A 24,444-nucleotide genomic window follows, 5' to 3' on the forward strand; every position below is an offset into this window, starting at 1 on the left:
GGCCGTCTCCATGCCCAGCTTGCGTGCGGCAAGCACCGGCCATGGCCAGCATCACGGCGCGTGGCTCTGATAACTAAGCGGCAGGCCCGCCGCGAACCTGCGACTGGTCGATGTCAGTCCGGTGGGCCACTTTCGAGGTGTTGTAACCAGCGAACCGCGTCATCGAGCCGATCGTCGCCCCAGAACAATTCGCCGTCGACGACGAAACTTGGCGAGCCGAAGATGCCGAAGGCCTTGGCCTGCTCCGTGGCTTCGGCAAGATCGGACTTCCCCCTGTCGGAATCAGCGAGCCGCAGCACACGCTCCGCATCTTGCCCAGCAGCATTAATACTGGCGGAAAGATTGGGCTCACTGCCGGCAGGCTCCCCAGCTTCGAACCACCGTCGGTAGGTCTCCTGCGCATAGGCCGGGCACCAGCCTTCGGCGGCGGCGATGATAGCGACGCGATTTGCGCGTTCCAGTTCGGAGAGGGGGTACGGTGCTGGCAGCTTCGGCCTCAGACCATAGAGGGCTGCGCGTCGTTCAACATCCCGCCACATATAGGCGGCTTTCACAGGCTTCCTTGCGAAAGGAACATTGTCCATCTCGATCATGATGGCGCGGACGTTGAAGGGTCGCCAGCGGAAGCGTATTCCGGTTTCTGCCGCGACATGTGTCAGTCGCATGACCGACAAATAGCTGTACGTACTGCCTATAGAGAACCAGAACTCGATCATGGGACGCTTCTCCCTGTCGAACAACGTTTGATATCTTTTCATCAGTCGCCAAGAAGACAATGGCAGGTGCAGCAGGCATGCCTAGCTTGGAAAACCACGCTACAGGAGCAAGGCGACTTGGCCAACAGGATGGCCGCCAACGTGGCAAAGGTGCTGGCCATATCCGAACCTAGCTTCGAACAGGCATCATGGGGCTATAGGATGCGGGGCCTGGCGCCTACCAAGTTCCCTGACCCCTCGACGATGATGAGGACAGCCAGGCTTCCTGGTGAAAAATGCACCTGGGCAGCAAGCCGAAATGAACGTTTGACGTTTGTATGTCCCCATAGCAAAACGCCTCAATGGCGAAGGGGCAGTTTAAGGAGCCGGTTCGAATCCAGTTGGGTCGGATCGATCGAGACAGGCTGGTGTTGGGTGTGAAGGATGCGGCCGCAATTCTCCTCCGAGAGTGGCCGGCAGAAGAAACCCCGCGCCGCACCAAGGCAATGGCAGCCTGCCTTGGGGTCATCCGGGGAACCAAGCCCCCGAGCTACGCCCGCAGGTATTTCGTCGCTGCGTGCAAAGAGGCGAAGGTCCTTCTGGAACTGTAATCCGGCGATAATAGATGGGTCGGGAATCTGCTCTGCGTATCATCCGCGAATGGCTGGAGCCAGGCAGGTATCTACCGGTGCACGCACACGATGATGGCGTGGATGATGAGCGCATGCGCGAAGCGCGAGATCGATACAATTATGCCGAGCATGTTTACCCGGTTGGCATATGGCTCTGATAGCCTGCACGCATGATCATTGCTCAACCAGATGCGAGCCAGACATGATGCAGAGCCACGCAATCTCCGTTGAAGACATCATTTCACTGCTGACGGCAGCTCAGTCCATGGCGGAAGATGCCGGCCACTTTGATCTCGCCGGCCAAATCGCCCTTGCCATCGCCGAAGCGCTCCAGATTGCGGTGACCCTGTCGCAGTGGCACATGCAGTGATGGCTGCTCGTCCAGCGCGAAAAGACCCGCCCCGGGACATGATCGGATTGCAATGAAGGTTGCCGCTTCGCAAGCCGTGCGAACGAACAAGACCCGGTCATAGACCGACCTTGGATTTCACTCATCGCTGGCAGGTGGGACAAGATCTGCTACGCGGTGCGCGGGGTCGTCGAGAAAGGGTTTGCCGGGCTGGTTGTCGCTGCGTCGCGTTGCGCTCCGCTGGAGGAACGCTGTCGGTCACCTGAGTTTTGCCTCCCATTGATCGGCCTTTGTCAGATGGGTGAGGACGCGTTTGATCTGCCTTGCTCGGATATCGTCGCCAGGGCGAACCTGCGCGGCGAGCCGGAATGCAAGGTCGGCGATTTCTCGATTCTCAAGCTTGGCCTTACCGCAATCGCGGATGTTGACAGCGACGATGGCTGCTGCTGCATGGGCTGCATTTTCAGCGGCGATCTCAATCGTCATCAGGGCACATTCGTGTAACACCAGAAGCAGCGCGTTGTTCGCGTCCTTATGGCGCAATTCCAGATCCGCCTGTGCCATCAAGGTTGCCTCCCCGCCCGTTCTCTACCGGAAAGTTATCACGGAAGTGAATTTCTTGAAGACCCCTCAACGCCAACATCAACATGACCGGTATCCCGCTGGAGGCCTATGCGTTCGAATGGGTGATGGAGCGCCAATGCGTAAAGGCCGACAAGGCCAGTGTCATCGTCAACGACGCCAATCGCTATGCAATCGAGACGGCCGGTAGTAACCCAGCCTATCCGCTGGAACTGTTCCAGCGTGTCATCACGGTCAGCCTCGAGACCGTGAAGATCGTTAGGTCGCTTCCGGCGCTGGACATCGCACCCTAACTCCTGGCGAATGACGTCCGCGTTGCCCCCTTCGTAGGGCACAATGGTCAGCTGTCGCCAGAAGAAGAGATGTCTCATGAGCCGCGGATGCGCGCCCAGATTTGTCCCGGGCTGGCCCGCCGCAGAGGACGTCCAACAAGTAGTTTCTTGCGGCGGCGCTTGTGGATTGAGCTGCGCGCTGCTGTTCGATGCTAACTCATCCCGCCATGAGCTGATGCACAGATGCCCAAGCCCTCGTTGGGTTCTATCCAATGATCTACTTGACCACCACTCTCACATAATGAGTAAGTGAAAAGGGGGAAGCAAAGGAGGTCGGGGATATTGCAATGGGAAAGCAAGTATTTCTAACTGAGCGCGAAGCCCGGAATGCCCTGCAGCGCCGGCGCGACACGTATTTCGCGATTGAAAAATTGCTATCACCGGCCAAGCGGGAACAAGAAGGCAATCTGGAGTGCATCCATTGCCGCGGCCGGTTCAATGGCATCACAGCCGCGGCGTGGAAATTCGGGCTCTGCGACGATTGCCTACAGCGCTGAGTCTGCGCCGATCCTTCGGTAATTCCGCTAAAAAAAGCCCCGCCGGCCGAAGCCAAAGCGGGGATGCATCTGCCCAATTGTTCAGTTAGCGTATGCTAATCTATCAGGATACTTAATCCTGGCAACCCCAGGAGCGGTTACAAACTAAAGGACCTACCGGAGGGTACACGGCAGACCCGCTCGGAGTAACTCCGCGGCCGTCGGACCTTTGTTGGGTGCATCCAGCAAAGTCCTTGGCTGGCGATCGCCAACAAGCAGCTTGGAGGTGATGCACAAATACCTGGTGTCGCGCGGCCGCGTCAGCATCAAACGGACACCCGGTCCAAAGCCGTGGGAGTTCGGGCTTCCCGTCTCCCGGCCTGCCGATGCCTATCTCAAGCCGCGGCGATAGGCTTGCCTTGGCTATAGGCTTGCCTTGGCTTATGCTCAAGGCGCGATCCAGCCCACCTCGACCTGACCGCGACAGGCACGACCGCTGAAACAGATACCGGGCGCCCCAAGGCGGGCCTGGTAGCGCGCCACCCTCCGATGTATGGGTTCTTCGATGTCGATGACCTGCTTCGGCGGTTGGTGTAGCACGGCAATGATGAAGTCGCTCGCGCGCGCGGTTGACAGCGCTGTAGCGTGGCGAGCCGTCGCCGACCGGATCCGGCCCAAGGTGCCGAAGCTCGCCGCCATCCTCGACGACGCCGAGCCGGATGTGCTCGCCTACATGACATTCCCGAAGGAGCACCGCGCCAAGCATTCGACGGATGTGTCGACACGCTCCCTGTGCGCGGGCGACCTCGTGGCAAAGCGCGGTGCATCGGCCAGATGAGCGATGAGCGATCCGCTTATCAGCCTGCCAGCCGTGGCGCGCTGATCAGCCCGGCCCAGGCCGGAAAGCTCGGCGACCAATGCCGTCAGCTACACCATTCCGTGGGCCACGATCTTTATATCTAATCATTCGCTTTTCGGCATGGGCGTCACCACCTTATCGATTGAGAAGCGAGCGCCCTTGGCGCGGGGGATGCCCCTAGTCACTCACCCAAGGCATCTCAATCGCCCCGAGCGATACAACGATCCCGAGACCCACCAGCGCAATGCCCAAAGCACCTTCGAAGCGGCGGCCACGCGGCAGCAGCTTCTCGATGAAGACGACCAGCGTCAGAAGCAGCATCCAGGCGACGCTCATGATGCCGGCCGCAACCAGCACGGCAAACAGCGCCCAGCAACACCCAAAGCAATAGACGCCATGGCGTAGTCCCATCTCTAGCGCGCCAACCCGGCCGTCGCGCCAGTACTGCGCGACGAACGCGAGCGGCGAACGGCAATGGCTCAGGCAAATGTGCTTGAGGGACGTGAACTGGTAGAGCCCGGCGATGCCAAGCGTGGCACCGAGCGCGAGCGGCGCCCATCTAGACCGCTGAGGCGGATCGAGGCTCGTCGCCAACTCGCTGCCGAACTGGACTGAAACATACACGAGAAGGCCTGCCGCCGCCCAGACGAGCATGTAGCCCGCGACGAAGATCCATGTCGGGATGGCCACATGCCGTTCGCGTTTCGCCTGTGCCGTCGCGAACATAAAGATCATGGGCGCGGTGGCCGGCAGCATCATAGCTGCCATCATCAGAGTCCACACCGCGAGAAAGGTGGCAGCGCCGGCAACTGACCAGCCGTTGGCAGCCATTCCGGACATAGCCATGCCGGCCATCCCTTCCATACCCTCCGTCCCGCCGCGCATGGCGATGCCCATGGGCATGTCCATGCTGAAGGTCTGATAGAGGATGAGCGCCCATGCCGTCGCTGTCAGCAAAGCGAGCGATGCAAGGAGACCCAGCGGCAAGCCACGGAGATGCCGATTGAGATGCCACCATTTCCTGGGGAACGCGTCAGCCAATGGCGCGCCGCCCTAGTTGGGGCCGGTCCAGTCGAACGGAATGTGCTTGCTCGAGCGGGCCGTGCCCGTCCAGTCGAGCCCGAAGCCTTTCGTGCTCACTTCTACGGACCGCCCCCAGGTGGCAACCTGGCCCGGGCCAACCTCCGAGCCAGGCGGGTTGATCGTCTGTACCCGCTTGCCGGGCGGTGTGGTTGGACCGGAAAGCGCTTCTGCGCGTCCGACGACGCGGCCGGGAATTTCGACCCGCCACGTGGCGAGGTCGCCTGCTACCTCAAAACTGATCGGCACGAACTCCATGCCACGCATCTCACCTATATTGGCCGCAAAGCCCGCCGGCCAGCCGCCGGCCTGGCCGCCGAAGATCGCCTGCAGGGCTTCGCGCTGCTGCTCGTTCGCCTTCTCGTCAATGTACATGCCCATCACGGCCTTGGCCTCGCCAGCCCAAAGATTGCCTTCGAACTCGCCGAGTGCGACGAGCGTCAGGCCGTCGAGCATCACGCCGCCGTATTGACCTTCACGCACATGCCAAGCCAGCACGCCTTGGCAGTGATTGCCCGTCGGCCGCTGTGCAAACTCGCAAGGGCAAGGGATGTCGCAACTGCAGATGTCGAACCAGTCGCCTGCGAGCCGCCATTGAGGCACTGCATTCATTGCCGTCCCTCCTGGAAATCCAAGGCCACACTATACGCCGATGCCGGGTCACAATCCAGCAGTCCGGTCGTTCGCTGATAGGCTGACCAGCCGGCCATAGGTCACCGGTTGTGCCCGGCAACTGGCCTCAACAGAACCCGGCCGCCACATGCCAGCATTGCTTTTCTGACAGAGCGGCTACGGGAAACAACAAGCCCAAGAACTGCCGAGCGAGCAGGCCTTGTCGAGGGGCGGGCGGACGCGCTCCCCACGCAGTGCTCGGCCGCCGCCGATGGCTCAGAAGTTCGTGTTCCCGAAGTCCGCTTTGCGCCCTCACGCCCCAAGGAAAAGCCGCGTTCCTTCTGGAGGGCGACACGCCCGCAACTCCTCTAGTTCCGAGGTCGAGCCGCAATCGCCAGCTTGCTCGTCAATACCATGCTGGCCTGCTGCCGGTTTTTTCGGACACTCTGAAGCCGCGGCGATAGCGTGTGGCAGCCTCTGACCTAACCATCCAGGTGGCGGGACTACGTTGGTTCCCATGGCAGTGCATCTGGATAATGGAGGGCCAGTTCCAGGGGCCAGACCACTTGACGGTTTCAGTGTTGCATCGGGCGCGAGGAACGATCCCGATTACGTCTGTCAGCAATATAGCTTTGACCACCGTCTACCTTGATTATTTCAAACAGGCCGGTCGCTTCAAACAAAGCAGGAAAGTTCTTCACTCCGTAATTCCTCGGATCGATTGGGGCTTGGCGCTTTGCCGCACTGCCTGCCGCCGACATTAGAGCCCAGCCGTCTTCACGCGCTGCCGCCTCCACACCGCCACGTAAGACTGTGACCAGCTTTGTGTCCTGCGAGAGGAGCTTTGTGGAAATTGGTGTCGCGGCGGAATCGTTGCTTTTCGCCTTAGCGGTGGCTTTGGCGTCTGCCTTCAGCTTTGGCTTGGATATTAGCGCCGCATCCGTGCTATTTGCAGGAGCGGATGCGTCATCAAGGCCGTCGAGGTATAGAAAAGTGGTGCACGCATTCACGAAGGGGTCGGGCGTCTTACGCTCGCCAAAGCCATAGACGTCGTGCCCATTTGCCTTAAGCTGCATAACCAGCGGCGTGAAATCAGCGTCACTCGAGGCAATGCAAAAGGCATCGAGCTTCTGTGTATATAACAGCTCCATCGCATCGATGACCAAGGCGATATCGGTGGCATTCTTACCTGCGGAATAGCTGAACTGCTGGATCGGCCGGATGGCAAATTCGTGAAGTTTGCCTTTCCAACCCTTCAACTCGGCGCTTGCCCAGTCGCCATATGCACGCCGGATGTTGGCAGTGCCATATTTTGACAGCTCCGCTACGATCGACCCAATCTTGCCATGTGAGACGTTGTCAGCGTCAATCAGCAGGGCGATACGCCGGTCAGGGACCGGGGTTGCGGGCTGGTAGGTATCCATCTTCTTCTTTACCTTGGGTGCGCATTTCGCAAGAAACAGGATAGTCGTTCCGCTAAATCGCGGACAGCAGTTTCACTAAGTTGCGGGCGGTAGGATAGCCGAACTCGGCCTGTCGCCGGTAGCGCGCAGTCGCGTCAGCATCAAACGTGCACCTGCTCCAATGCCGTGGGAGTTCGGGCTTCCCGTCTCCCGGCCAGCCGACGCCTATCTGAAGCCGCGGCGATAGGCGCAAAGGGTAGAATGATCAGATCGGCATGCGGCCAGACCTGGGTGCGACCATCCACGGTTCGATCGACACCGGGGCAACCTCCAGGATGCCGACGGAGCGGGCGAAACACTGCATGGCGTTGCGTGCGCCGTCGAGGTGCAACTGGCCGGCCTGCGCCGCCCGACAGGCGCGAAGGGCGGAGTGGTAAATAGGGCCGCGCCGGGTTTCCGGCCAATCGCGCAGAAAAGCGAGTGCGTCTGAGAGGCATTCGATTTCGCGGATGATGCGGAGGCCGTCCCTGACATACAGCGGGCGGCCGAGGGCGTCGGACTCCATGGTTTCCTCCGATTTCTTGGGGCTTTTTTTGGGTAAGCGCGTGATTTCATATTCCGTTGCGTCATTGCGGCAAAAGCGTGGCAACGGCGGACCGCTTGGGCAAGGAACGCGGCTGGAGCAGGCTCAATTCTCGGTGCCTTGCTCGACACCAGACAAGCGAACCAGAGCCTTCAGGTCGGGCTGTACGCGCGGCGATCTCCAACGCCTCTATAGTGGTTTCCTGCCGCGGTTGCAGTTGCTCGGACGGAAACGCTTCCAGTCGCCAGTAACGTCGACGGTCCTCCGCGTCCGTAGTTGTGACATTGGCGAACGTGGCGTCCAGCGCCTCGGTCATTCGCTGTGCAGTGCGGTGGGAAACGCCGAACTCGGTACAGATTTCCTCGAGGCAGATACCTCCGCGTCGCGAAGCAGCAATTTGGGCAAGTCGGAGTAAATCCCGAGCTTTTGCAAAAGACATCCGACCCCCATGTCAGCAATTGACACCGTTATAAACTATTGATGAAGTCGCGGTCTGTCGAGGAGGACTCCTTAGGGATCTGCGGGCGATAGAATTGGGGCTTGAATGAGGAATCTCGACGACCGCACTTTGCTGTCGGCATCAGATCTCATGCGTTTTATGGGTTGCGCGCATGCGACGACGCTGGATCTCGCACACATGCGGGGCGCTGGCCCGAGGCCACGGGAGGACAGCGAGGATTCCGCGCTCCTTCAAAAACAGGGCGACGCGCACGAGGCGGCGCATCTAGCTCGTCTCAAGGCGGACGGGCGACATATAATAGAGGTCGATCGGAGCGATTTGGCGCGTGACGCGGCAACAACGCGTGAGGCGCTGGTGAAGGGGCCCGACGTAATCTTTCAGGGCGCCTTTTTGTCGGGCAACTGGGGAGGATGGTCCGATTTTCTGGAGCGAGTGGAAAAGCCGTCAACGCTGGGCGCTTTCAGCTACGAGGTCACAGACACGAAGCTCAAACGACGTCCCCATCCCAAGCATGTACTGCAACTCGTGCTCTATTCTGATCTGCTGACTAAAATTCAGGGCGTGGCACCCGAATTTGCCCATGTCGAACTGGGCGACCGTAGTCGCGCCACGCTGCGGCTGGCCGACTACGCGGCCTATGCGCGGATGGCGCGAAACCGGCTTGAAAGCTTCGTGACCGACCCACAGCCGACTCGCCCTATACCCTGCACGGATTGTGCGCTTTGCCGATGGGGTGATCATTGCGCGGAGGTCTGGCAGGCTGAAGATAGCCTGTTTAACGTGGCCAATATCACCCGTGGGCAGGTGAAGAAGCTGGAAGCGGCTGGGATCACCACGATGGAGACGCTGGCGGGTCTCGATCAGCCCATCCGTGGCATGGCCGAAAACACCCGCCTGCGCCTCGTCACGCAGGCGCGTCTGCAGCACGCCCGCAAGACGGGAGAGCCCGCCTATGAATTGCGCGCGCCCGAATTGGGCAAGGGCTTTGACCTGCTGCCAGAGCCACTGCCAGGCGATCTCTTCTACGACATCGAGGGCGACCCGCATTACGAGGGCGGTCTTGAATACCTGCACGGCGTCTGGTGCGACGGCCAGTTCCGCACCTTCTGGGCGCATGATCATGCGGCCGAGGCGCGGGCGCTGGCCGACCTGCTGGCCTTCTTCCGGACGAGGCTCGACGCCCATCCCGATGCGCGGATCTATCACTACGCCGCCTATGAGATCACCGCGCTGCGGCGGCTGACCACGAAATACGGCATCGGCGAGGCCTTCCTTGATCGTCTTCTGCGTGAGCGACGTTTCGTCGATCTGTTCGCCGTGGTGCGCGGAGCATTGATCGGATCCGAGGCCAACTATTCCATCAAGTCGATGGAGGCCTTCTATGGCCGTAAGCGTGATGGCGAGGTGAAGACGGCTGGGGGCTCGGTTGTCGCCTATGAACGCTGGCGCGAGACGGGCGATCAGCAGATCCTCGACGAGATCGAAGACTACAATCGCGTCGACTGCATTTCAACCGAAGAGCTCAGGAACTGGCTGGTCGGTATTCGACCCGCAGCGCCATGGCCGTCGCTCGGTCAGGACGCAGGCACCAAGGAGGTTGAGGAGGATGCCGACACACAGGCGCTGCGTTCGGCCCTCGCGGCATCCGGCTTGCCGCAAGACCGGCAGGATATGCTGGGCAACCTTGGCCTTTTCCACAAGCGCGAAGCGAAGCCCGCGCAATGGGCGGTTTTCGACAGCGTGGGCAAGGATGAGGATGATCTGATCGACGACCTTGATGCGCTGGCGGGGCTGGAGGCGATCGGCCCTGTCGAGCCGGTCAAGCGCTCCTTTGCGCGCAGCTACCGTTTTCCGCCTCAGGAGACCAAGCTGCGTGGGGGAAAGAAGGCAACGGTGCCAGTGTTTGACGGGCCACCGATCTCGGTCAGCATCGAGGCGCTGGACCGGACTGCGCGCGAAATCACGGTTAAGGCGGGTCCGGCGAAGGCTCATCTTCTGACGGATCGCCTGACGCTGCACCCGGACTGGCCTCTAAATACCGACATCATTGCTGCCGCCTTGCGCGATGTGATCGCTGATCAATGCGGGCCGCGCCGATTCACGGCGGTCGACGATCTGTTGTCCCGCGCGGCGCCGCGCCTGACCACCGGCGGAAAGCCTGACCTCTTGGACGGTGCCGATCCGGTTGTCGGAACAATCGCAGCAGTGGCCGCCATGAATGGAACCGCCTTGCCGATTCAGGGGCCACCAGGAACGGGCAAGACCTATGTGACCGCCCGCGCGATCCTGGCGCTGGTGCGCGACGGCGCACGGGTGGGCATTGCCTCGAACAGCCACGAGGCGATCCGCAACGTGCTGATGGGCTGCCTGAATGCGCTCGAGGATGTGGACCTGCCGATCACGCTCGACCTTGTGCACAAGGTTTCGGGCGATGACGACGGCTATCCGGATGACTGCCCTGTGCGCCGCACCGCGGACAATGCCGAGGCAGCGGGTAGCGGTCATGTGGTGGGCGGCACGGCCTTCTTCTTCGCGCGCGAGGAAAACATCCAGGCCTTCGACTGGCTGTTCGTGGATGAGGCCGGACAGGTGGGCCTGGCCAACATGGCCGCCATGGGCCGGGCCGGGCGCAACATCGTGCTGGTGGGCGACCCTCGCCAGTTGCCGCAGGTCATCCAGGGCGCGCATCCCGCTCCTGCGAACCTTTCCTGCCTCGACTGGATGCTGGGTGAGCACGCGACTCTGCCGCCAGACCGGGGCATCTTCCTGCCCACTTCGCGGCGGATGCACCCAGCCGTCTGCCGCTTCATCTCGGATCAGGTTTACGAGGGGCGGCTGACCAGCCACACCGACACCGCACGCCAGGCCGTGGCCGGCACTCCGTTCCCCGAGGCTGGGGCCTTCTGGGCGCTCGTGCCGCACGAAGGCAACGCGCAGGTCGCGCCCGAGGAAGTCGCCGCCATCGCGGCCGCCGCATCCGACCTGCTGAAAGGCATCTGGACCGAAAAGGATGGCACCAGTCGCCCCATGCGGCCCAACGACATCATCGTCGTCGCGCCCTACAACGCGCAGGTCAACGCTCTCCGCGATGCACTGCCCGAGGGCATCCGCGTCGGCACCGTGGACAAGTTCCAGGGGCAGGAAGCGCCTGTCTGCCTGGTTTCGATGACAGCGTCATCGGCCGAGGAAACGCCGCGCGGCATGGACTTCCTGTTCTCGCTGAACCGCATCAACGTGGCGGTCTCCCGCGCCAAGGGGCTGGCGCTGGTCGTTGGCGCACCGCGTCTACGCGAAGCGAAATGTGAAACGGTTGAGCAGGTGCGGTTGGTGAACACGCTCTGTGCCCTGCCAGTATTCACACAGAACGAAAGAGAAAATGCATGAGTGAGAACGACTGGTTTGTGATGCGTCCGCAGAAGGCTCAAGCTTATGGTCGCCCCGAGGCTGAAGGCTTTCTGGTCCGGGAAGGGTCGACGGCGATGCGGGAAGGTTCCCCTCGCGTGAAGCGGGATCGCGAGGAGCGTGACCGTTTGGTTCGGAAGGGGGTTCTCGTTCCGGACAGCGACCCGGACTTGTATCGCTTTTCGCGCGATCACCTCTTCGGCAGCTCCAGTGTGGCCGGGGGCACCGTCAAGGATGGCAATTGCAGCGGCCCCCAAAGCTGGCGCAGGCTCAGTGATCGCAAGACGATCAAGGACGTCCTAGGGTGAGTAGCGTCGAAACCAATACCAGCGACTCGGGCGCTAAATCAGATGTAGTTGTAGGCAGCGGGCTCGAGATCGAATACGTCAAGGCGCTTGCGGCGCGGAAGATCCGCGGTTTCAGAGGGACAATTGATGAACGGGGCGAATATCTTGATGAGGTATACCAAAGCAACGCGAGGCTCACCGCCACTATTTCTTCCGACTACCGTGACCGAATATGAGCAGACGCTTGTACCAGGCTTCAGGGAAAGCCGTTGGACGGACGCATTCGTATCGAAAGATCAGGTCTGACAGTAATCAATTGAGTAATTTCGTTGTTACACCCTAGTGGAAGAAATATAAATTCCAGTCGATACGGCGTCTACGCTAATAACGTTGGCTAAGTTTAGAATAAATAATGGAAAACGGTCAAAAGACACTTTCAGAGCTGTTTGCGAGCAATACTTTCACTGTGCCGGTCTACCAGCGTGCCTACGCGTGGGACGAGCAGCAATGCGAGGATTTCATACGAGACCTGATGGAGCATCCGCAAGGAGATCAGTCCAAGCGCCACTTCCTCGGCACTGTTCTGCTGGCGGCAAGATTGCCGGGAGACTTTAGAAACCGCTTTGACGTGGTGGACGGCCAGCAACGACTGACCACCACCACGATCTTTGCCATCGCTGCCATTGCCAAGATGGTGGAGGACGAAAACCTCCGCTCGCGAGCGGAGACTTTCCGACGAGCTCTATTGATTAGCAGTGAAGGTGAGCGCCTGTTCCACACGGTTCAGGAAGACGAAGGATTCTTGGAGCGGTTTGTCCTCGGCAACGAAAAGCCGGGCAACGGCGATTTTTCGACGCCGTCCAAACGCCGTCTCTGGTGTGCAAAGGCGTTCTTCACAGAAAGGCTCAGCACCATGGAACTGAAGGACGTCGATCGGTTGCTGACTGTTCTCTACCACAGCCGGGTGCTCGTTTACTCGGTCGACACGCCAGCTGAGGCAACTCAGATTTTCGAGTTCCAAAATGACCGCGGCAAGCCACTCACCGAACTCGAGCGGCTCAAGAGTTTCCTGATGCATCGGATCTATCTGCACTCTGGCCCGAACGCAGGCACGGATCTCGATATCGTCCAGCATGCATTCGGCCGAATCTATCTCGCTGCTGAGCGTTTTGAGGCCGAGCCTCTGGCACCCGCTGCTGACAGCGTACTGAGTTACCATTGTGCCGCCTTCATGTCATGGAGTGATCTCGGTGCAGATAAGGAGCTATGGCGCGAGCCCAAAGAACTGGTGCGGCAGAGACTCAACGGCGGTGCACTCGTGGGCAATATCCCAGATTGGATCAAGGCTATAGCTTACGGCTTGGCTGACAGTTTCGAAGCCGTGGTCGACCTACTCAAGGAACGCGATAGCTTCGAGCGGCTCGGTGGCCTTTTTGCTGTCGGCCGAACTGCGGTTTTCTGGCCTCTACTTCTCAAGGCATGGAGGTTGCGCGAGCAGGATCTGGACGGATTTGGGCACGCGGTGGAGGAAATGGAGAGGCTAGCCTGGCGAATGGATGTTGCCAACCTCAGGGCCGATACCTTTGAATCCACTCTACGCCGGGAAGCGGAGAGCTTTTCTGGCAACTTCGCGAACCTGCGTGCGAGGCTGATCGAAATTGGATCGTGGCATCGTATCCCCGAGCGATATATCGCCAACCTCGATCAAGAGAATTTCTATGGCGAAGGCCGAACCTGCCGGTACCTTCTATGGCGCTACGAAAACTATCTTCTGTCTAGGACTGGCAACAAGGAGAAGGGGCTTTCGTGGCGAGAAGCGGCAAACCTGGAGCGCGACCCCGCTATTCAACTTACCCTCGACCACATTCAACCTCAGGACTCGGCCCCTGCTATTCTGGCGCGGCTCGTCGTCTGGAACCCCGCCGACCCAGAGGAAAAGCCACAAACCTTCGAAAAGTGCTTTCTGAACCGCTTGGGCAACATTGTGCTCGACACTCGCTCGACGGGAGCTGCCAAGGGCAAGAAAGATTTCAACGAGAGAGTGGCGCACTATCGGAATTCGAGGTTGCAACAAGAGCATGAACTGGTCGACGTCTTTGCCGAAAAGAGCGGAGACGGAACCTACCAGTGGACGGAAGAATCAATCAGGCGGCGCCACAAGCACCTTAAGCATTTTGCTCAAACATACATTTAGACACGTCAGCGCCTCATCGGGAGAAGGTTAGACGCCAGCCCCCTTCCCTCCGCCAGCCTTTCACGAAGTCATTTGTTTTTGTTGTATTTTTCTGAACATCCTGATAACCATCCCACACATTATCCCACATTATTTCAGGATTGCACTGGATCGCTCCGGACGTCCCAATTCAACTTGGAGCGGATCGCACGCGAAAATCGAAAGACAGCTTTGCGCCTAATCTCGGCCGCAGAGATAAGCTTTGCCGTTGCCCAAAAGCGGACACTACCGGCGCCCTCGCTGAAGTCGCGGACCATCGGCCCGGATCGCGCCGTGGGTTTATTGCCTCGAAGCTCTCGGTTCCACCGGCGGATACGATGCAGGATTTTCGGTTTCTTTCGACGTGTTGCGGCCAGATGAACTTCAGTTCAGGTCCTTGTCTCGGCAGTACCTGCGCTCGCGAGCGGGACGCTTGCCTCGAATCCGGTCTGGCAGCCTGGGCGCGGCGACCTGAGCGTCAGCGCGCCACCCATGCGGTCTGCGATGGTCGAGACGATGGACAGGCCGATACCGTTCCCGCGGCCCGCCGCGCCGCTGCGCTCGAAGCGGTCCGCTAGCCTCGCCAGTGTCTCAGCGGGCACGACGGGGCCGTCGTTGGACACCGTCATAAGGCCGTTGGAGGAAAGGGCCACCTCGACGGGGGAAGACCGGCTTCCGTGGCGCAGCGCGTTCTCGACCAGGTTGCGGCAGAGGATTCCGACCGCGTCGGGATCGGCGGCTGACATGACGGGCGTGTCGGGCAGCCTGAGCAAGATGCGCCCAGTCGACTCGTTCCGGCGCATGTCTCCGATCACGACGTCCAGTGTATCGCGCAGGTCGGACTCCCGGTCCAGGTTCAGCCGTCCCCCCTCCGCCCGCGCCAGTTGCATGAGCCGCTCGGCGCGCGCCGTCAGCCGCTTCAACGTCGCCTCGATGTCGGCTCCGCGCTGGGCCGTCTGAGGCTCAGCAGTCTCCTTTCGGATGCGCTGGGCCTGGGCGATCGCTCCGGCGAGCGGTGTCCTGAGTTCGTGGGCAGTGTTGGCGGTAAGGCTGCGCTCCGCCTCGAACGCTGCTCGAAGCCTCTCGATCAGTGCGTTCATGCTAGCCGCCATCGGGGCGACCTCGCTCGGCAGGTCGCCGGAGGCAACCGGGGCGAGGTCTTTCTCGCTGCGGGTCTCCAGCTGGTCCCGGAAGGCCCGCAGCGAACGGGTGCTCTGTCTCACCGCGAAGGCGACAGCCGCAAACGCGGTGGGAATCACTAGCAGGACGGGCAAGCCGAGGCCCATCTGCATTTCGCGAATAACAGCGTCCTGATGTGCCAGCGACTTCGCAACCGTGATGCGGATCGTGCCCTGCAGAGCTTCTTCGCTGTAGAGGCGGTGCGTTGCGGTCCGGCCGAAGCCCGCTCCTGTATATGGCGGGAAGGTGGAGAGGTCGGCCGCGTGTGACCGGAGCAGGACCTTGCCCTTGTCGTCGCGGACCACGTAGGTGAAAAGCTCGTCATGGCTTCGGATCGCTCCGAGTCTCTGGCTGGCAGTGTCACCATCCTCGCGCCCGACGATGTCAAGGACGGCAAGCGGAAGCAGGCGCTGCGCGGTTTCCTGCAGGGAGGAATCGAAGACTTCTTCGATCTCGTGCCTCAGCAGGACGGCGGTTGCCCAAGCTGCGGCGATCCAGACCACGAGCAGGACTGCTCCGAGCGACAGAAGGAGCCTACCCTGGAGGCTTCGCGCCCCCCTCATGCCCGCGCAAGCCTATAGCCGAGGCCGCGCTCGGTCTCGATGAGGTTGGTGCCCAGCTTCTTCCGAAGGCGGCTCACATGGACCTCGATCGTGTTGCTCTCGATCTCGACGTCGAAGTCGTAGAGCTTCTCCTCCAGCTGCGGCTTAGACAGGAGCTGGCCGGGACGCGCCAGGAAGGCCTCCAGCAGTGCCCATTCGCGCGAGGTAAGCTGAACGGGCTTGCCCTCCCGGAGCACGCTCCGCCGCGCGAGGTCGATATTGAGCGCACCATGCCGGATGATAGGGTTCGGGTTGCCCGAATAGCGGCGGGCGACGGAGCCGATGCGGGCGGAAAGTTCATCGAGGTCGAAAGGCTTCACGAGATAGTCGTCCGCTCCGGCCTTTAGGCCCTCGATCCTGTCGGAGACCTGGTCGAGCGCGGTGAGGATGATGATGGGCGTGACGTCCCCCGAATTCCTCAGCGCCTTGAGGAAGACGATGCCCCTTCCGTCGGGCAGCATGAGGTCGAGCAGGATGAGGTCATAGCCCGCGCTCGCCATCACGTCGCGTGCCCCGTCTAACCTGGTGACCCAGTCGACCGAATGGCCGTCCCCAGCGATTTGGTCGCGCACGGCGGCGCCCAGCACGGCGTCGTCCTCTACAAGCAGGATTCGCATGTTCACACCTGTTCCGCTGCCGTTGCCTCTACTATCAGATTTTCCTGACGGGTTGCTGAAGCGAATAGAGGGCTAACTTCAGGGTGCCGTAAGGTTGGCCCTGCAGGTTCAGCGCAAATCCAGGTGAACGGAGTAATTCGCCATGCGGCTCGTCCTGACAATTGTCGCATTCGTCGCGGCCTTCCCGGTCGGCAGCGCGATGGCCGATGACGAGTGCTTCGTGCCGATGGCCGACTGGAAGCCGAGGGAGGCCGTTGCCGCCCTGGCGGCGCAGCAAGGCTGGACGGTGCGACGGATCAAGATCGATGACGGCTGTTACGAGATCGACGGTACCGATCTCAGGGGGCAACAGATCGAAGCGACAGTTCATCCGGCAACCCTCGAGATACTGGAAATCGAACACAGGGACGGCGATCGGCGTCGCGAGGGAAGAACCCACAATAACGATCAATGACCTGCCATCGCCCGCGACGGAGTCGCACAGAACCCCGCCCACCGGGTCGGGGTATGGGACCGCTTGTCCGCATCTTCCACTGGGGGCTGGTCGGTGCCTTCGCCACGGCTTGGCTCACCGCCGAGGAGATACAGCCGGTTCACGAGTTCGCGGGCTAAGTGGTAGCGGCGCTGGTCGGCTTCCGCATCGCTTTCGCAATCGTGTGGGGTTTTGTCGGGAGCCGCTACGCCCGTTTCGGTCAGTTCGTCCGGAGTCCCGCCGCCATGCTCACCTACGTCGCCCATGTCGCCAGGGGCGAGAGGTGCGCTACCTGGGCCACAACCCGGCAGGCGCCGGCCATGATCATCACACTGCTCGTGACGTTGTCCGGAACGGCCTTCACAGGATGGCTCATGGAAGAGCCGGCCCGCGCCGCAGCCGCAACCCACCTGCTGCAGTTCGTGGCCCCGGTGCTTGCGGACGATGACGACGGCGAGGGCTTGGCCAGGGAGCCGTCGACGCGGAAGGCGAGGCCAAAGGGCCACTCAAGGAGGTCCCCAAGACGCTGGCGAACGCCATGTTGCCCCTTGTCACCTTGCACCTCGGGGGCATGGCGCTCGCGACGTTCCGCCACCGGGAGAACCTTGCCTGCGCCCTGGTTACGGGCCGGAAGAGACCTGCTGGTCCTGGCGATATCGTCTGATCCCTCGTCCGGACAAGCAGGTGCTTTCCGAGGCCTCGCCATTGCGGCGGGGCCTTTAGATTCCTGACGGCAAGCTGAAGCAGAAACTCCGTTTCCGTCAGGAAGGGATCAGGCGAGGCCTTCAGAACGAAACCATCAGAAAAGGAGACCCTGCCATGAAGAAGACATTCACCATCCTGTTCGCATCGACTGCGCTGGCCGTGGGCGCTGGCATTCCGGCGTGGAGCGCCATGCATGACGCAGCGCGGCCTCACGCATCTCGCGAGACCGTCGAGGACGCTTCCGATGAGGGCGCCAACCTGCTGTTCGCCAGCGATGACGACCGCCTTGACCGGGATCATGGACCCCGCCTCGGCCGTGGCGACGATGACGACGGTCATCACGAAGGCGATGACGACGACGACAGCGACGATGATGACGATGATGACGACGGATACCGGGGCGGTGCCGCGGTCGGACCCGCTCGGGCGGGCACGGTTGCCCCGCCGAACAACGGCCTGTTCGGCAGCGGCGCAGCGCCGAAGGTCAAGGTGAACTGAGCCACCCGCCACCTTTCCCGCGAATCCTGGAGACTTCGTCATGAGAACGATATTCGCCGCCCTGGCGCTCACCACCGCACTCACCCTTCCCGGCATAGCGATGGCGCGGCCGGTGACGCTGACGACCACCCTGAACAACTACGGCGGCGATGGAGCCTATCTCGCCATCTATGTCACCGATCCAAAGGGCGCCTATGCGGGTACCCTCTGGATGGCGGGGGGCAAGTCCAAATACTACGAGCATCTCAGCGACTGGTACCGAGCGACGCGCGGCAACATCGCCGAGATCAACGGCATAACGGGGGCCAGTGTGGGGGCCGGTCGCAAGCTCGAGATCACACTCGACCTGGCTGACGCGCTTTTCGACGCCGGCTACACGCTGCACATCGATGCCGCGGTCGAGGACATGCGCGACAGCCCCAACGAAGTCGCGGTGCCGCTCACGTCCAAGGGCGCCGGCCAGTCCGTCAAGGGCCGACGCTACGTCGCCAGCTTTGGCTACGGCATGTGAGGGCGGACGCATGATCCGAGCTCTTCACCGCTGGCCTGGGCTTGTGGCTCTGGCTTTGGTCTGCCTGCTCGCGCTCAGCGGGGCCGCCCTTTCGGTCTTCCCGGCGGCGGAGCGGCTGGGCGCGCCGCAGGCTGAAGCTACGATGAGCGTTGCCGATCTCGCGACCCGCATCCATGTCGTCTATCCGGGGGTGGAGCAGATCAAACGCTCCCCCTCGGGACGCATCACGGCCTACTGGTTCGACAACGGAACGCCGGGTTCGGCGGTGGTCGATCCTGCCACGGGGGCGGGTGTCGCCTCTGCCGACGCGAACCCGGTCGAACGCTGGCTGACGAACCTGCACCGCTCGCTGTTCATGGACGACGCCGGCCGCTTCGTCTCGGCTGCCGGGGCGGTAGCCATGCTCGTCCTTGCCGTCTCGGGAACGATGCTCGTCGCCCGCCGCGCCGGAGGCTGGAGGCGGTGGTTTGCCCCGCTGCGGGGGCCGATGACGGGACGCATTCATGTCGAGCTCGCGCGCGGAGCCGTGCTCGGCCTCCTGCTGTCCTCGGCGACCGCGATCTGGATGACGGCGTCGACCTTCGGGTTCCTTCCGGACCAGGCTGTCGTCCCGGATTTGCCGTCCACGGTGAGCGGGGATACAGGCATGCCCCTGGCCGGGATGCCCATGCTCGTCTCAACCCCCGTCTCCAGCCTGCGCGAACTCAGCTCCCCCTATCCAGGCGATGCGAGCGACGTCTTCACGCTCAAGACCGACCTCGGCACGGGGTACCTTGACCAAGGGACGGGAGCGACGCTGGGCTGGTCCAACCTGAGTGGCTGGGAGCGTGCCTCCGAAACAATCTACATGCTGCATACCGGACAGGGTGCCGCGGTGCTCGGCCTGCTGCTCGGACTGATGGCGCTCGCGGTTCCTGTGGTGGGCGCTACGGGCGCCGTCATATGGCTGGCAGGACGCCGCGGGCGACCGCGCATCCGCGGCAACGTCCCGCCGTCGCGCGGCGAGACGGTCATACTGGTTGGGAGCGAGGGCGGCAGCACCTGGGGCTTTGCAGCGACGCTGCACGATGCGCTCACTCGGGCCGGGCATCCGGTTCACGTCGCGCCAATGTCGGCCTTCGATCCGGCGCGGACCCCCGCTGCTCGCCGCTACGTGGTCCTCGCTGCGACCTATGGCGACGGCGATGCCCCGGCGTCAGCGAAGGGGTTCCTCGACCGCCTGGCCAGGCTGTCCGTCGCCCCCTCAGCGCCGCTGGCGGTGCTAGGCTTCGGTGACCGCGGCTTCCCGGCCTTCTGTCGCTACGCCCAAGCAGTCGAGGCGGCGGCGAAGGCGAAGGGATGGCCGACGCTGCTTCCGCTGGACACGGTGGACCGCCAGTCGCCCCAGGAGTTCGCACGATGGGGGCGTGCGCTCGGCGAGGCGCTGGCAATTGAACTGGAACTCGACCATCGGCCCGTCCGCCCCGAGACAACTTCCCTCAGGCTCACCTCGCGGCGCAACTACGGCCAGGACGTCCAGGCGCCCACGGCGATCCTGCGTTTCGCGGTACCACGCCTGTCCCTCTGGCAGCGCCTCACGCGGAAAGGATTCGCCAGGTTCGAGGCGGGAGACCTCCTCGGCGTCGTGCCGGAGGGCTCGACCATTCCGCGCTTCTATTCGCTGGCATCGGGTAGCGGCGACGGCTTCGTCGAGATCGTGGTGCGCAAGCATGTCGGGGGCCTGTGTTCAGGCGCGCTGATGGCACTCGAACCGGGCGACACGCTTGCTGCCTTCCTCCACCGCAACCCGGCCTTCCATGCGGGCACGGACCGTGCTCCGCTGATCCTCGTCGGAGCGGGCACGGGGCTTGGACCGCTGGCGGGCTTCATCAGGGCAAACAGCGGGCGCAGGCCGATTCACCTGTTCTTCGGCATGCGTCATCCGGAAAGCGACTTCCTGTACCGTGAGGAACTGGAAGCCTGGGCGGTCGAAGGCAGGCTCTCGCGCCTATCCACCGCGGTTTCGCGCGGCATCCGGCCCCACTACGTGCAGGATGCTCTCGCTTCCGAACACCGGCAGGTCCTCGGCGCGATCCGCAACGGCGCGCGTGTGATGGTCTGCGGCGGCCGGGACATGGCGGCAGGGGTCGCCGAGGCGATGGCACGGATGCTGGAGCCCCTCGGCATGTCGCCAGCGATGCTCAAGGCGGAGGGACGCTATGTCGAAGACGTCTACTGAGTTCGTGCGCCACGCGCTCAACGGGCCGACCATGGGCACGCGCGCTGGTCGGCTCTCTTCTTCGCGCCACCAGGGTTCGATGCCGAAGCCGCCCGCAAAGCCCTCCAGACGGCGGTCGACGAGGTCGACGCGCAGATGTCGACATGGAAGCCCGACAGCGACCTGATGCGGCTCAACCGTGCGCCCATGGGAGAACGGATGCCTGTTCCAGCCATGATGATGGAAGTTCTGAGGCTGGCGCTGGCGGTCGGCAAGGCATCCGACGGCGCTTTTGACATTGGAGTTGGCGATGCCGTCTCTGCCTGGGGCTTCGGCCCGGCCGCCGCTGCCCCCGGCCTCATCAGTACGGCCATGACGGCGCGCCGTGTTCCCGCGCATGAGGCGATCGAGCTGGGCGACGGGAGCGTGCGGAAGCACGCCCAGCTCGCGCTCGACCTCGACGGTATCGCCAAAGGCTTCGGAGTAGACCGGTTGGCCGAGACGCTCGGCAGACTTGGCATCCGCGATGCGCTGGTGGGCATCGACGGCGAGATGCGGGCCATGGGACTGAGGCCGGACGGCGAGACCTGGACGGTCGCCGTGGAACTGCCCGACCCGGACCGGCGGGCACCGCATTCGGTCCTGTCCCTGCAGGACTGCGCCGTGGCGACCTCGGGCGACTATCGGCATTGGGTCGAGGTGCAGGGACGGCGGCTCTCGCATACCGTGGATCCACGCCGGGGCGCACCGCTTCTGGAAGCGCCTGCCTCGGTCACGGTGCTTGCCCCGTCCTGTGCCGCCGCCGACGCCTGGGCGACGGCCCTGATGGTGCTCGGCCCCGGCAAGGGCGGGGAACTGGCGCGGAAGGTCGGGATCGATGCGCTGTTCCTGCTTCGGGGCGAAGGAGATAGCATCGACGCGTGTCGCGTCGGGCAGGTATTCGGGGACGAACAACCGGCGACCGGAAACGCAGAAGGTTGAGGGCATGGAGCATTCGAATGCGGACCGGGGAAAGACCGCGCTGTTGCTGGCTGCCGTGGGCGGGCTCCTGGGTGGGCTTGCCCTCTACTTCGGCGGACGGCCGGACCTGGCCTCGACGGTCTGGCTTGTGGGCGTGCTCCCCGTGCTCGCCGCCCTGCTCCTGGAGATCCTGCGCAGCCTGTGGCGTGGCGAAATGGGGCTGGACATCGTCGCCGCACTTTCGATGTCGGCCGCGCTCCTCTTCGGAGAAACTCTGGCGGCGGCTGTCGTCGCGCTGATGTATTCCGGTGGCACCTTTCTCGAAAGCTTTGCGGAAGGGCGGGCGCGCCGCGAGATGCGCGACCTGCTTGCGCGTGTGCCACGCACTGCGACCCGGCATCAGAACGGCAGCCTGGAAGAAGTTCCGCTCGACGACATCATGCCCGGCGACCGCCTGCTTATCCGTCAGGGCGATGTTGTTCCGGTCGACGGCACGGTGGCGTCCGCCTCTGCCTTCCTCGACACGTCCGCCCTGACGGGCGAATCCCTCCCGATCCGTGCGCAGAACGGAGGCGATGCGATGAGCGGTTCCACAAACGCAGGCGAAGCGTTCGACCTCGTCGCGACGCGTCCTGCAAAGGACAGCACATATGCGGGCATCGTACGGCTCGTGGAAGAAGCCCAGCGGTCGAAGGCGCCCATGTCGCGGCTGGCCGATCGCTGGTCGCTCGGCTTCCTGCTGGTCACGGTCGCCATAGCCTTCGCCGCATGGTGGGTCACTGGAGACCCTATCCGGGCAGTCGCGGTCCTCGTGGTGGCCACGCCATGCCCGCTGATCCTGGCGGTTCCGGTGGCGCTTGTGGCGGGCCTTTCGCGGGCGGCGCACTTCGGCGTGCTGATCAAGGGCGCGGGTCCTCTGGAGGCAATGGCCAGGACACAGACGCTCATCGTCGACAAGACCGGCACGCTCACCGATGGCAGGCCGCAGATCGTAACGATCGACAGCTATAGCGGCATGGACCCCGACGAGGTTCTTCGATTGGCCGCGGCGCTCGACCAGGCCACGAAACACCCGGTGGCGCAGGCGATCGTCGCCGCGGCACGGGAGCGCGGCCTGTCGCTCCCGGTTCCGACGAATGTGGCCGAAGCTCCCGGCGAAGGGCTGACAGGCAAAGTCGACGCCAGGTCCGTTGTGGTCGGCGGGCACGGGTTTGTCACCGGCCGTGTTGGCGAGGCTGCAGTGGCGCATCCGGCACTCGCCGCCGGGTCGGTCCTCGTGGCTGTTGGGGTCGACGGGCGGCTGGCGGGCCATCTGGTTATGGCAGACCCACTTCGCGAGGGGACGCATGACATGCTGGCCAGGTTGCGTCGTCAGGGGATAGGTCGGATCCTGCTGGCGACAGGCGACCGCCAGGAGGTGGCCGAGCGCGTGACCGAGGGCCTCGGGCTCGACGGCATCCGTGCCGGTCTCACGCCCGACCAGAAGGTTCTGCTGGTGCTCACCGAACGCAAGCGCGGCCCGGTCATGATGGTGGGTGACGGCGTAAACGACGCTCCGGCTCTCGCCGCGGCCGATGTGGGCGTCGCCATGGGCGCGCGTGGTGCGGCCGCCTCTGCCGAGGCAGCCGACGTGGTCCTGTTGGTTGACCGCGTCGACAGGCTCGGACCCGGGATCGAGATCGCCCACGGCGCGCGCCGCATCGCGCTGGAAAGCGTGGTCGCAGGCATAGGCTTGTCGGTGATGGGCATGGTCGCGGCGGCGCTGGGCTACCTCACGCCCGTCCAAGGGGCGCTCATTCAGGAGGCGATCGACGTGGCCGTGATCCTCAACGCGCTCCGTGCGCTTCGCATCTCTCCGGCAGAGACATGGTCACCCAGGTCTACCGCCACCGGACACCAGCCGACCCTATTGCAAGGAAACCAGACATGAGCCGCCTTTCGCACTCCGAAGTCCACATGGTCCACCGCATCGGCTGGCTGCGTGCGGCCGTGCTCGGCGCTAACGATGGCATTGTGTCCACGTCGAGCCTCGTGGTGGGTGTTGCGGCTGCCGGATCTGGCTCGATCGAAATCCTCATCGCCGGCCTTGCTGGCCTTGTGGCCGGAGCGATGTCCATGGCGGCGGGTGAGTATGTCTCGGTGAGTTCCCAGACCGACGCCGAGAACGCCGATCTCACCCGGGAACGGCGGGAGCTTGCAGAAACGCCAAAGGCCGAGCTGGAAGAGCTGACGCGGATCTATGTCGACCGCGGGCTCGACAGGGAACTGGCCGAGCGGGTCGCAGTCCAGCTGACCGAGCGAGATGCGTTGGGGGCGCACGCCCGCGACGAACTCGGCATTTCCGAAACGGTCACCGCCCATCCCGTGCAGGCAGCTGTCGTATCGGCCCTGACCTTCGCGGCGGGCGCGGTCATTCCGGTGCTGGTCGCGCTCGCCTCCCCCGTTGAGACAACCAGTGTTCTCGTAGCCGGAACCACCGTGGTTGCGCTTGCCATCCTCGGTGGCCTCGGCGCTACGGCCGGAGGAGCGGGCGTGATGCGGGGGGCGGTCCGCGTTACTTTCTGGGGTGCGCTTGCCATGGGCGTCACCGCCGTGGTCGGTGCGGTCTTCGGAGTGAGTGTCGGCTAGACCCACACAAGAATACATTGTGGGCGCGACCGTGTAGTTTCCGCCATTCTGTCAGGACTTTGAAGCACGAACGGGATGTCGGCCACTACTCAGTGGGACTGAATTTCCTTA

Annotated in this window: 21 protein-coding genes and 3 pseudogenes; 16 read left to right on the top strand and 8 right to left on the bottom strand. The window is 62.9% G+C overall.

Annotation, left to right across the window (positions count from 1 at the left end):
- Positions 1-113: 113 nt before the first annotated feature.
- Complete coding sequence (locus IG197_RS11585) at positions 114-716, bottom strand: 2-hydroxychromene-2-carboxylate isomerase (RefSeq protein WP_192318848.1); 603 nt, start codon at positions 714-716, stop codon at positions 114-116.
- 341 nt (positions 717-1,057) lie between these two features.
- On the opposite strand from IG197_RS11585, the gene IG197_RS11590 reads away from it, so the two are divergent.
- Both IG197_RS11590 and IG197_RS11595 read left to right on the top strand, forming a co-directional pair.
- Entirely contained in the window at positions 1,058-1,306 is a 249-nt protein-coding gene (locus IG197_RS11590) for a DUF982 domain-containing protein (protein WP_192318850.1), read from the top strand.
- A 223-nt stretch (positions 1,307-1,529) separates the two neighbouring features.
- On the top strand, positions 1,530-1,697 hold the full coding sequence (locus IG197_RS11595; RefSeq protein ID WP_157097090.1) for a hypothetical protein: 168 nt from the start codon (positions 1,530-1,532) through the stop codon (positions 1,695-1,697).
- Between the two features lie 237 nt (positions 1,698-1,934).
- Here IG197_RS11595 and IG197_RS11600 read toward each other — a convergent pair whose 3' ends face one another.
- A complete protein-coding gene (locus IG197_RS11600; protein WP_192318853.1) occupies positions 1,935-2,240 on the bottom strand; it encodes a hypothetical protein in 306 nt (101 codons plus the stop codon).
- A gap of 68 nt (positions 2,241-2,308) precedes the next feature.
- On the opposite strand from IG197_RS11600, the pseudogene IG197_RS11605 reads away from it, so the two are divergent.
- From IG197_RS11605 to IG197_RS11615, 3 genes and pseudogenes are all read left to right on the top strand, one after another.
- Positions 2,309-2,551, top strand: a pseudogene (locus tag IG197_RS11605) (hypothetical protein); the annotation flags it as partial.
- Between the two features lie 326 nt (positions 2,552-2,877).
- A complete protein-coding gene (locus IG197_RS11610; RefSeq protein ID WP_192318856.1) occupies positions 2,878-3,087 on the top strand; it encodes a hypothetical protein in 210 nt (69 codons plus the stop codon).
- Positions 3,088-3,712: 625 nt separating this feature from the next.
- A pseudogene (locus IG197_RS11615) lies at positions 3,713-3,841 on the top strand (IS256 family transposase); the annotation flags it as partial.
- A gap of 261 nt (positions 3,842-4,102) precedes the next feature.
- On the opposite strand, the gene IG197_RS11620 reads toward IG197_RS11615, so the two are convergent.
- The 4 genes from IG197_RS11620 to IG197_RS11635 all read right to left on the bottom strand — a co-directional run bounded on the left by IG197_RS11620 (position 4,103) and on the right by IG197_RS11635 (position 7,585).
- A complete protein-coding gene (locus IG197_RS11620; RefSeq protein WP_192318857.1) occupies positions 4,103-4,966 on the bottom strand; it encodes a DUF2182 domain-containing protein in 864 nt (287 codons plus the stop codon).
- A 12-nt stretch (positions 4,967-4,978) separates the two neighbouring features.
- Positions 4,979-5,617, bottom strand: coding sequence for a DUF1326 domain-containing protein (locus IG197_RS11625; protein ID WP_192318859.1), 639 nt, complete (start codon positions 5,615-5,617; stop codon positions 4,979-4,981).
- Between the two features lie 575 nt (positions 5,618-6,192).
- Positions 6,193-7,041, bottom strand: coding sequence for an NYN domain-containing protein (locus IG197_RS11630; protein ID WP_192318862.1), 849 nt, complete (start codon positions 7,039-7,041; stop codon positions 6,193-6,195).
- 244 nt (positions 7,042-7,285) lie between these two features.
- Positions 7,286-7,585, bottom strand: coding sequence for a DUF982 domain-containing protein (locus tag IG197_RS11635; RefSeq protein ID WP_192318865.1), 300 nt, complete (start codon positions 7,583-7,585; stop codon positions 7,286-7,288).
- A gap of 562 nt (positions 7,586-8,147) precedes the next feature.
- On the opposite strand from IG197_RS11635, the gene IG197_RS11640 reads away from it, so the two are divergent.
- From IG197_RS11640 to IG197_RS11655, 4 genes are all read left to right on the top strand, one after another.
- The gene (locus IG197_RS11640) at positions 8,148-11,447 is read left to right on the top strand and encodes a TM0106 family RecB-like putative nuclease (RefSeq protein WP_192318868.1); all 3,300 of its coding nucleotides are present in this window, start codon (positions 8,148-8,150) and stop codon (positions 11,445-11,447) included.
- Positions 11,444-11,773 carry a DUF4357 domain-containing protein gene (locus tag IG197_RS36205; protein ID WP_246765360.1) on the top strand — a complete coding sequence of 110 codons (330 nt, stop codon included), beginning with the start codon at positions 11,444-11,446 and terminating at the stop codon, positions 11,771-11,773. Before IG197_RS11640 ends, IG197_RS36205 begins: the two co-directional genes overlap by 4 nt.
- A complete protein-coding gene (locus IG197_RS11650; RefSeq protein ID WP_192318871.1) occupies positions 11,770-11,988 on the top strand; it encodes a hypothetical protein in 219 nt (72 codons plus the stop codon). The genes IG197_RS36205 and IG197_RS11650 overlap by 4 nt, the downstream gene beginning before the upstream one ends.
- Before the next feature lie 176 nt (positions 11,989-12,164).
- A complete protein-coding gene (locus IG197_RS11655; protein WP_192318874.1) occupies positions 12,165-13,946 on the top strand; it encodes a DUF262 domain-containing protein in 1,782 nt (593 codons plus the stop codon).
- A 407-nt stretch (positions 13,947-14,353) separates the two neighbouring features.
- Here the strand turns inward: IG197_RS11655 and IG197_RS11660 are convergent, their stop codons facing one another.
- Both IG197_RS11660 and IG197_RS11665 read right to left on the bottom strand, forming a co-directional pair.
- Complete coding sequence (locus tag IG197_RS11660) at positions 14,354-15,646, bottom strand: ATP-binding protein (protein WP_246765361.1); 1,293 nt, start codon at positions 15,644-15,646, stop codon at positions 14,354-14,356.
- Between the two features lie 56 nt (positions 15,647-15,702).
- Entirely contained in the window at positions 15,703-16,362 is a 660-nt protein-coding gene (locus IG197_RS11665) for a response regulator transcription factor (protein ID WP_192318877.1), read from the bottom strand.
- Between the two features lie 199 nt (positions 16,363-16,561).
- Here IG197_RS11665 and IG197_RS11670 point away from each other — a divergent pair, with 199 nt between their 5' ends.
- The 7 genes and pseudogenes from IG197_RS11670 (at position 16,562) to IG197_RS11705 (ending at position 24,333) form a co-directional block, all read left to right on the top strand.
- Positions 16,562-16,816, top strand: coding sequence for a PepSY domain-containing protein (locus tag IG197_RS11670; RefSeq protein WP_246765385.1), 255 nt, complete (start codon positions 16,562-16,564; stop codon positions 16,814-16,816).
- An 837-nt stretch (positions 16,817-17,653) separates the two neighbouring features.
- A complete protein-coding gene (locus IG197_RS11680) occupies positions 17,654-18,037 on the top strand; it encodes a hypothetical protein (protein ID WP_192318883.1) in 384 nt (127 codons plus the stop codon).
- 40 nt (positions 18,038-18,077) lie between these two features.
- Positions 18,078-18,548, top strand: a complete 471-nt coding sequence (locus IG197_RS11685) for a DUF2271 domain-containing protein (protein ID WP_154384612.1) — start codon at positions 18,078-18,080, stop codon at positions 18,546-18,548.
- A 10-nt stretch (positions 18,549-18,558) separates the two neighbouring features.
- Complete coding sequence (locus IG197_RS11690; RefSeq protein WP_192318886.1) at positions 18,559-20,766, top strand: PepSY domain-containing protein; 2,208 nt, start codon at positions 18,559-18,561, stop codon at positions 20,764-20,766.
- Positions 20,747-21,726: pseudogene (locus tag IG197_RS11695) on the top strand (FAD:protein FMN transferase). Before IG197_RS11690 ends, IG197_RS11695 begins: the two are co-directional and overlap by 20 nt.
- Before the next feature lie 4 nt (positions 21,727-21,730).
- The gene (locus IG197_RS11700) at positions 21,731-23,635 is read left to right on the top strand and encodes a heavy metal translocating P-type ATPase (protein WP_192318889.1); all 1,905 of its coding nucleotides are present in this window, start codon (positions 21,731-21,733) and stop codon (positions 23,633-23,635) included.
- Positions 23,632-24,333 (top strand): VIT family protein, encoded by a 702-nt coding sequence (locus IG197_RS11705; protein WP_192318892.1) that lies wholly within the window; start codon positions 23,632-23,634, stop codon positions 24,331-24,333. The genes IG197_RS11700 and IG197_RS11705 overlap by 4 nt, the downstream gene beginning before the upstream one ends.
- Positions 24,334-24,444: the final 111 nt, after the last annotated feature.

The organism is Aminobacter sp. SR38 (genome assembly GCF_014843375.1).
GTDB classification, from domain to species: Bacteria; Pseudomonadota; Alphaproteobacteria; order Rhizobiales; family Rhizobiaceae; genus Aminobacter; species Aminobacter ciceronei.

Bases quoted from the DNA above. Each gene is read 5' to 3' on its own strand.
- IG197_RS11585 (WP_192318848.1), bottom strand. From the start codon at position 716: ATGATCGAGTTCTGGTTCTCTATAGGCAGTACGTACAGCTATTTGTCG.
- IG197_RS11590 (WP_192318850.1), top strand. From the start codon at position 1,058: ATGGCGAAGGGGCAGTTTAAGGAGCCGGTTCGAATCCAGTTGGGTCGG.
- IG197_RS11595 (WP_157097090.1), top strand. From the start codon at position 1,530: ATGATGCAGAGCCACGCAATCTCCGTTGAAGACATCATTTCACTGCTG.
- IG197_RS11600 (WP_192318853.1), bottom strand. From the start codon at position 2,240: ATGGCACAGGCGGATCTGGAATTGCGCCATAAGGACGCGAACAACGCG.
- IG197_RS11610 (WP_192318856.1), top strand. From the start codon at position 2,878: ATGGGAAAGCAAGTATTTCTAACTGAGCGCGAAGCCCGGAATGCCCTG.
- IG197_RS11625 (WP_192318859.1), bottom strand. From the start codon at position 5,617: ATGAATGCAGTGCCTCAATGGCGGCTCGCAGGCGACTGGTTCGACATC.
- IG197_RS11630 (WP_192318862.1), bottom strand. From the start codon at position 7,041: ATGGATACCTACCAGCCCGCAACCCCGGTCCCTGACCGGCGTATCGCC.
- IG197_RS11635 (WP_192318865.1), bottom strand. From the start codon at position 7,585: ATGGAGTCCGACGCCCTCGGCCGCCCGCTGTATGTCAGGGACGGCCTC.
- IG197_RS11640 (WP_192318868.1), top strand. From the start codon at position 8,148: ATGAGGAATCTCGACGACCGCACTTTGCTGTCGGCATCAGATCTCATG.
- IG197_RS36205 (WP_246765360.1), top strand. From the start codon at position 11,444: ATGAGTGAGAACGACTGGTTTGTGATGCGTCCGCAGAAGGCTCAAGCT.
- IG197_RS11655 (WP_192318874.1), top strand. From the start codon at position 12,165: ATGGAAAACGGTCAAAAGACACTTTCAGAGCTGTTTGCGAGCAATACT.
- IG197_RS11665 (WP_192318877.1), bottom strand. From the start codon at position 16,362: ATGCGAATCCTGCTTGTAGAGGACGACGCCGTGCTGGGCGCCGCCGTG.
- IG197_RS11670 (WP_246765385.1), top strand. From the start codon at position 16,562: ATGGCCGATGACGAGTGCTTCGTGCCGATGGCCGACTGGAAGCCGAGG.
- IG197_RS11680 (WP_192318883.1), top strand. From the start codon at position 17,654: ATGAAGAAGACATTCACCATCCTGTTCGCATCGACTGCGCTGGCCGTG.
- IG197_RS11685 (WP_154384612.1), top strand. From the start codon at position 18,078: ATGAGAACGATATTCGCCGCCCTGGCGCTCACCACCGCACTCACCCTT.
- IG197_RS11690 (WP_192318886.1), top strand. From the start codon at position 18,559: ATGATCCGAGCTCTTCACCGCTGGCCTGGGCTTGTGGCTCTGGCTTTG.
- IG197_RS11700 (WP_192318889.1), top strand. From the start codon at position 21,731: ATGGAGCATTCGAATGCGGACCGGGGAAAGACCGCGCTGTTGCTGGCT.
- IG197_RS11705 (WP_192318892.1), top strand. From the start codon at position 23,632: ATGAGCCGCCTTTCGCACTCCGAAGTCCACATGGTCCACCGCATCGGC.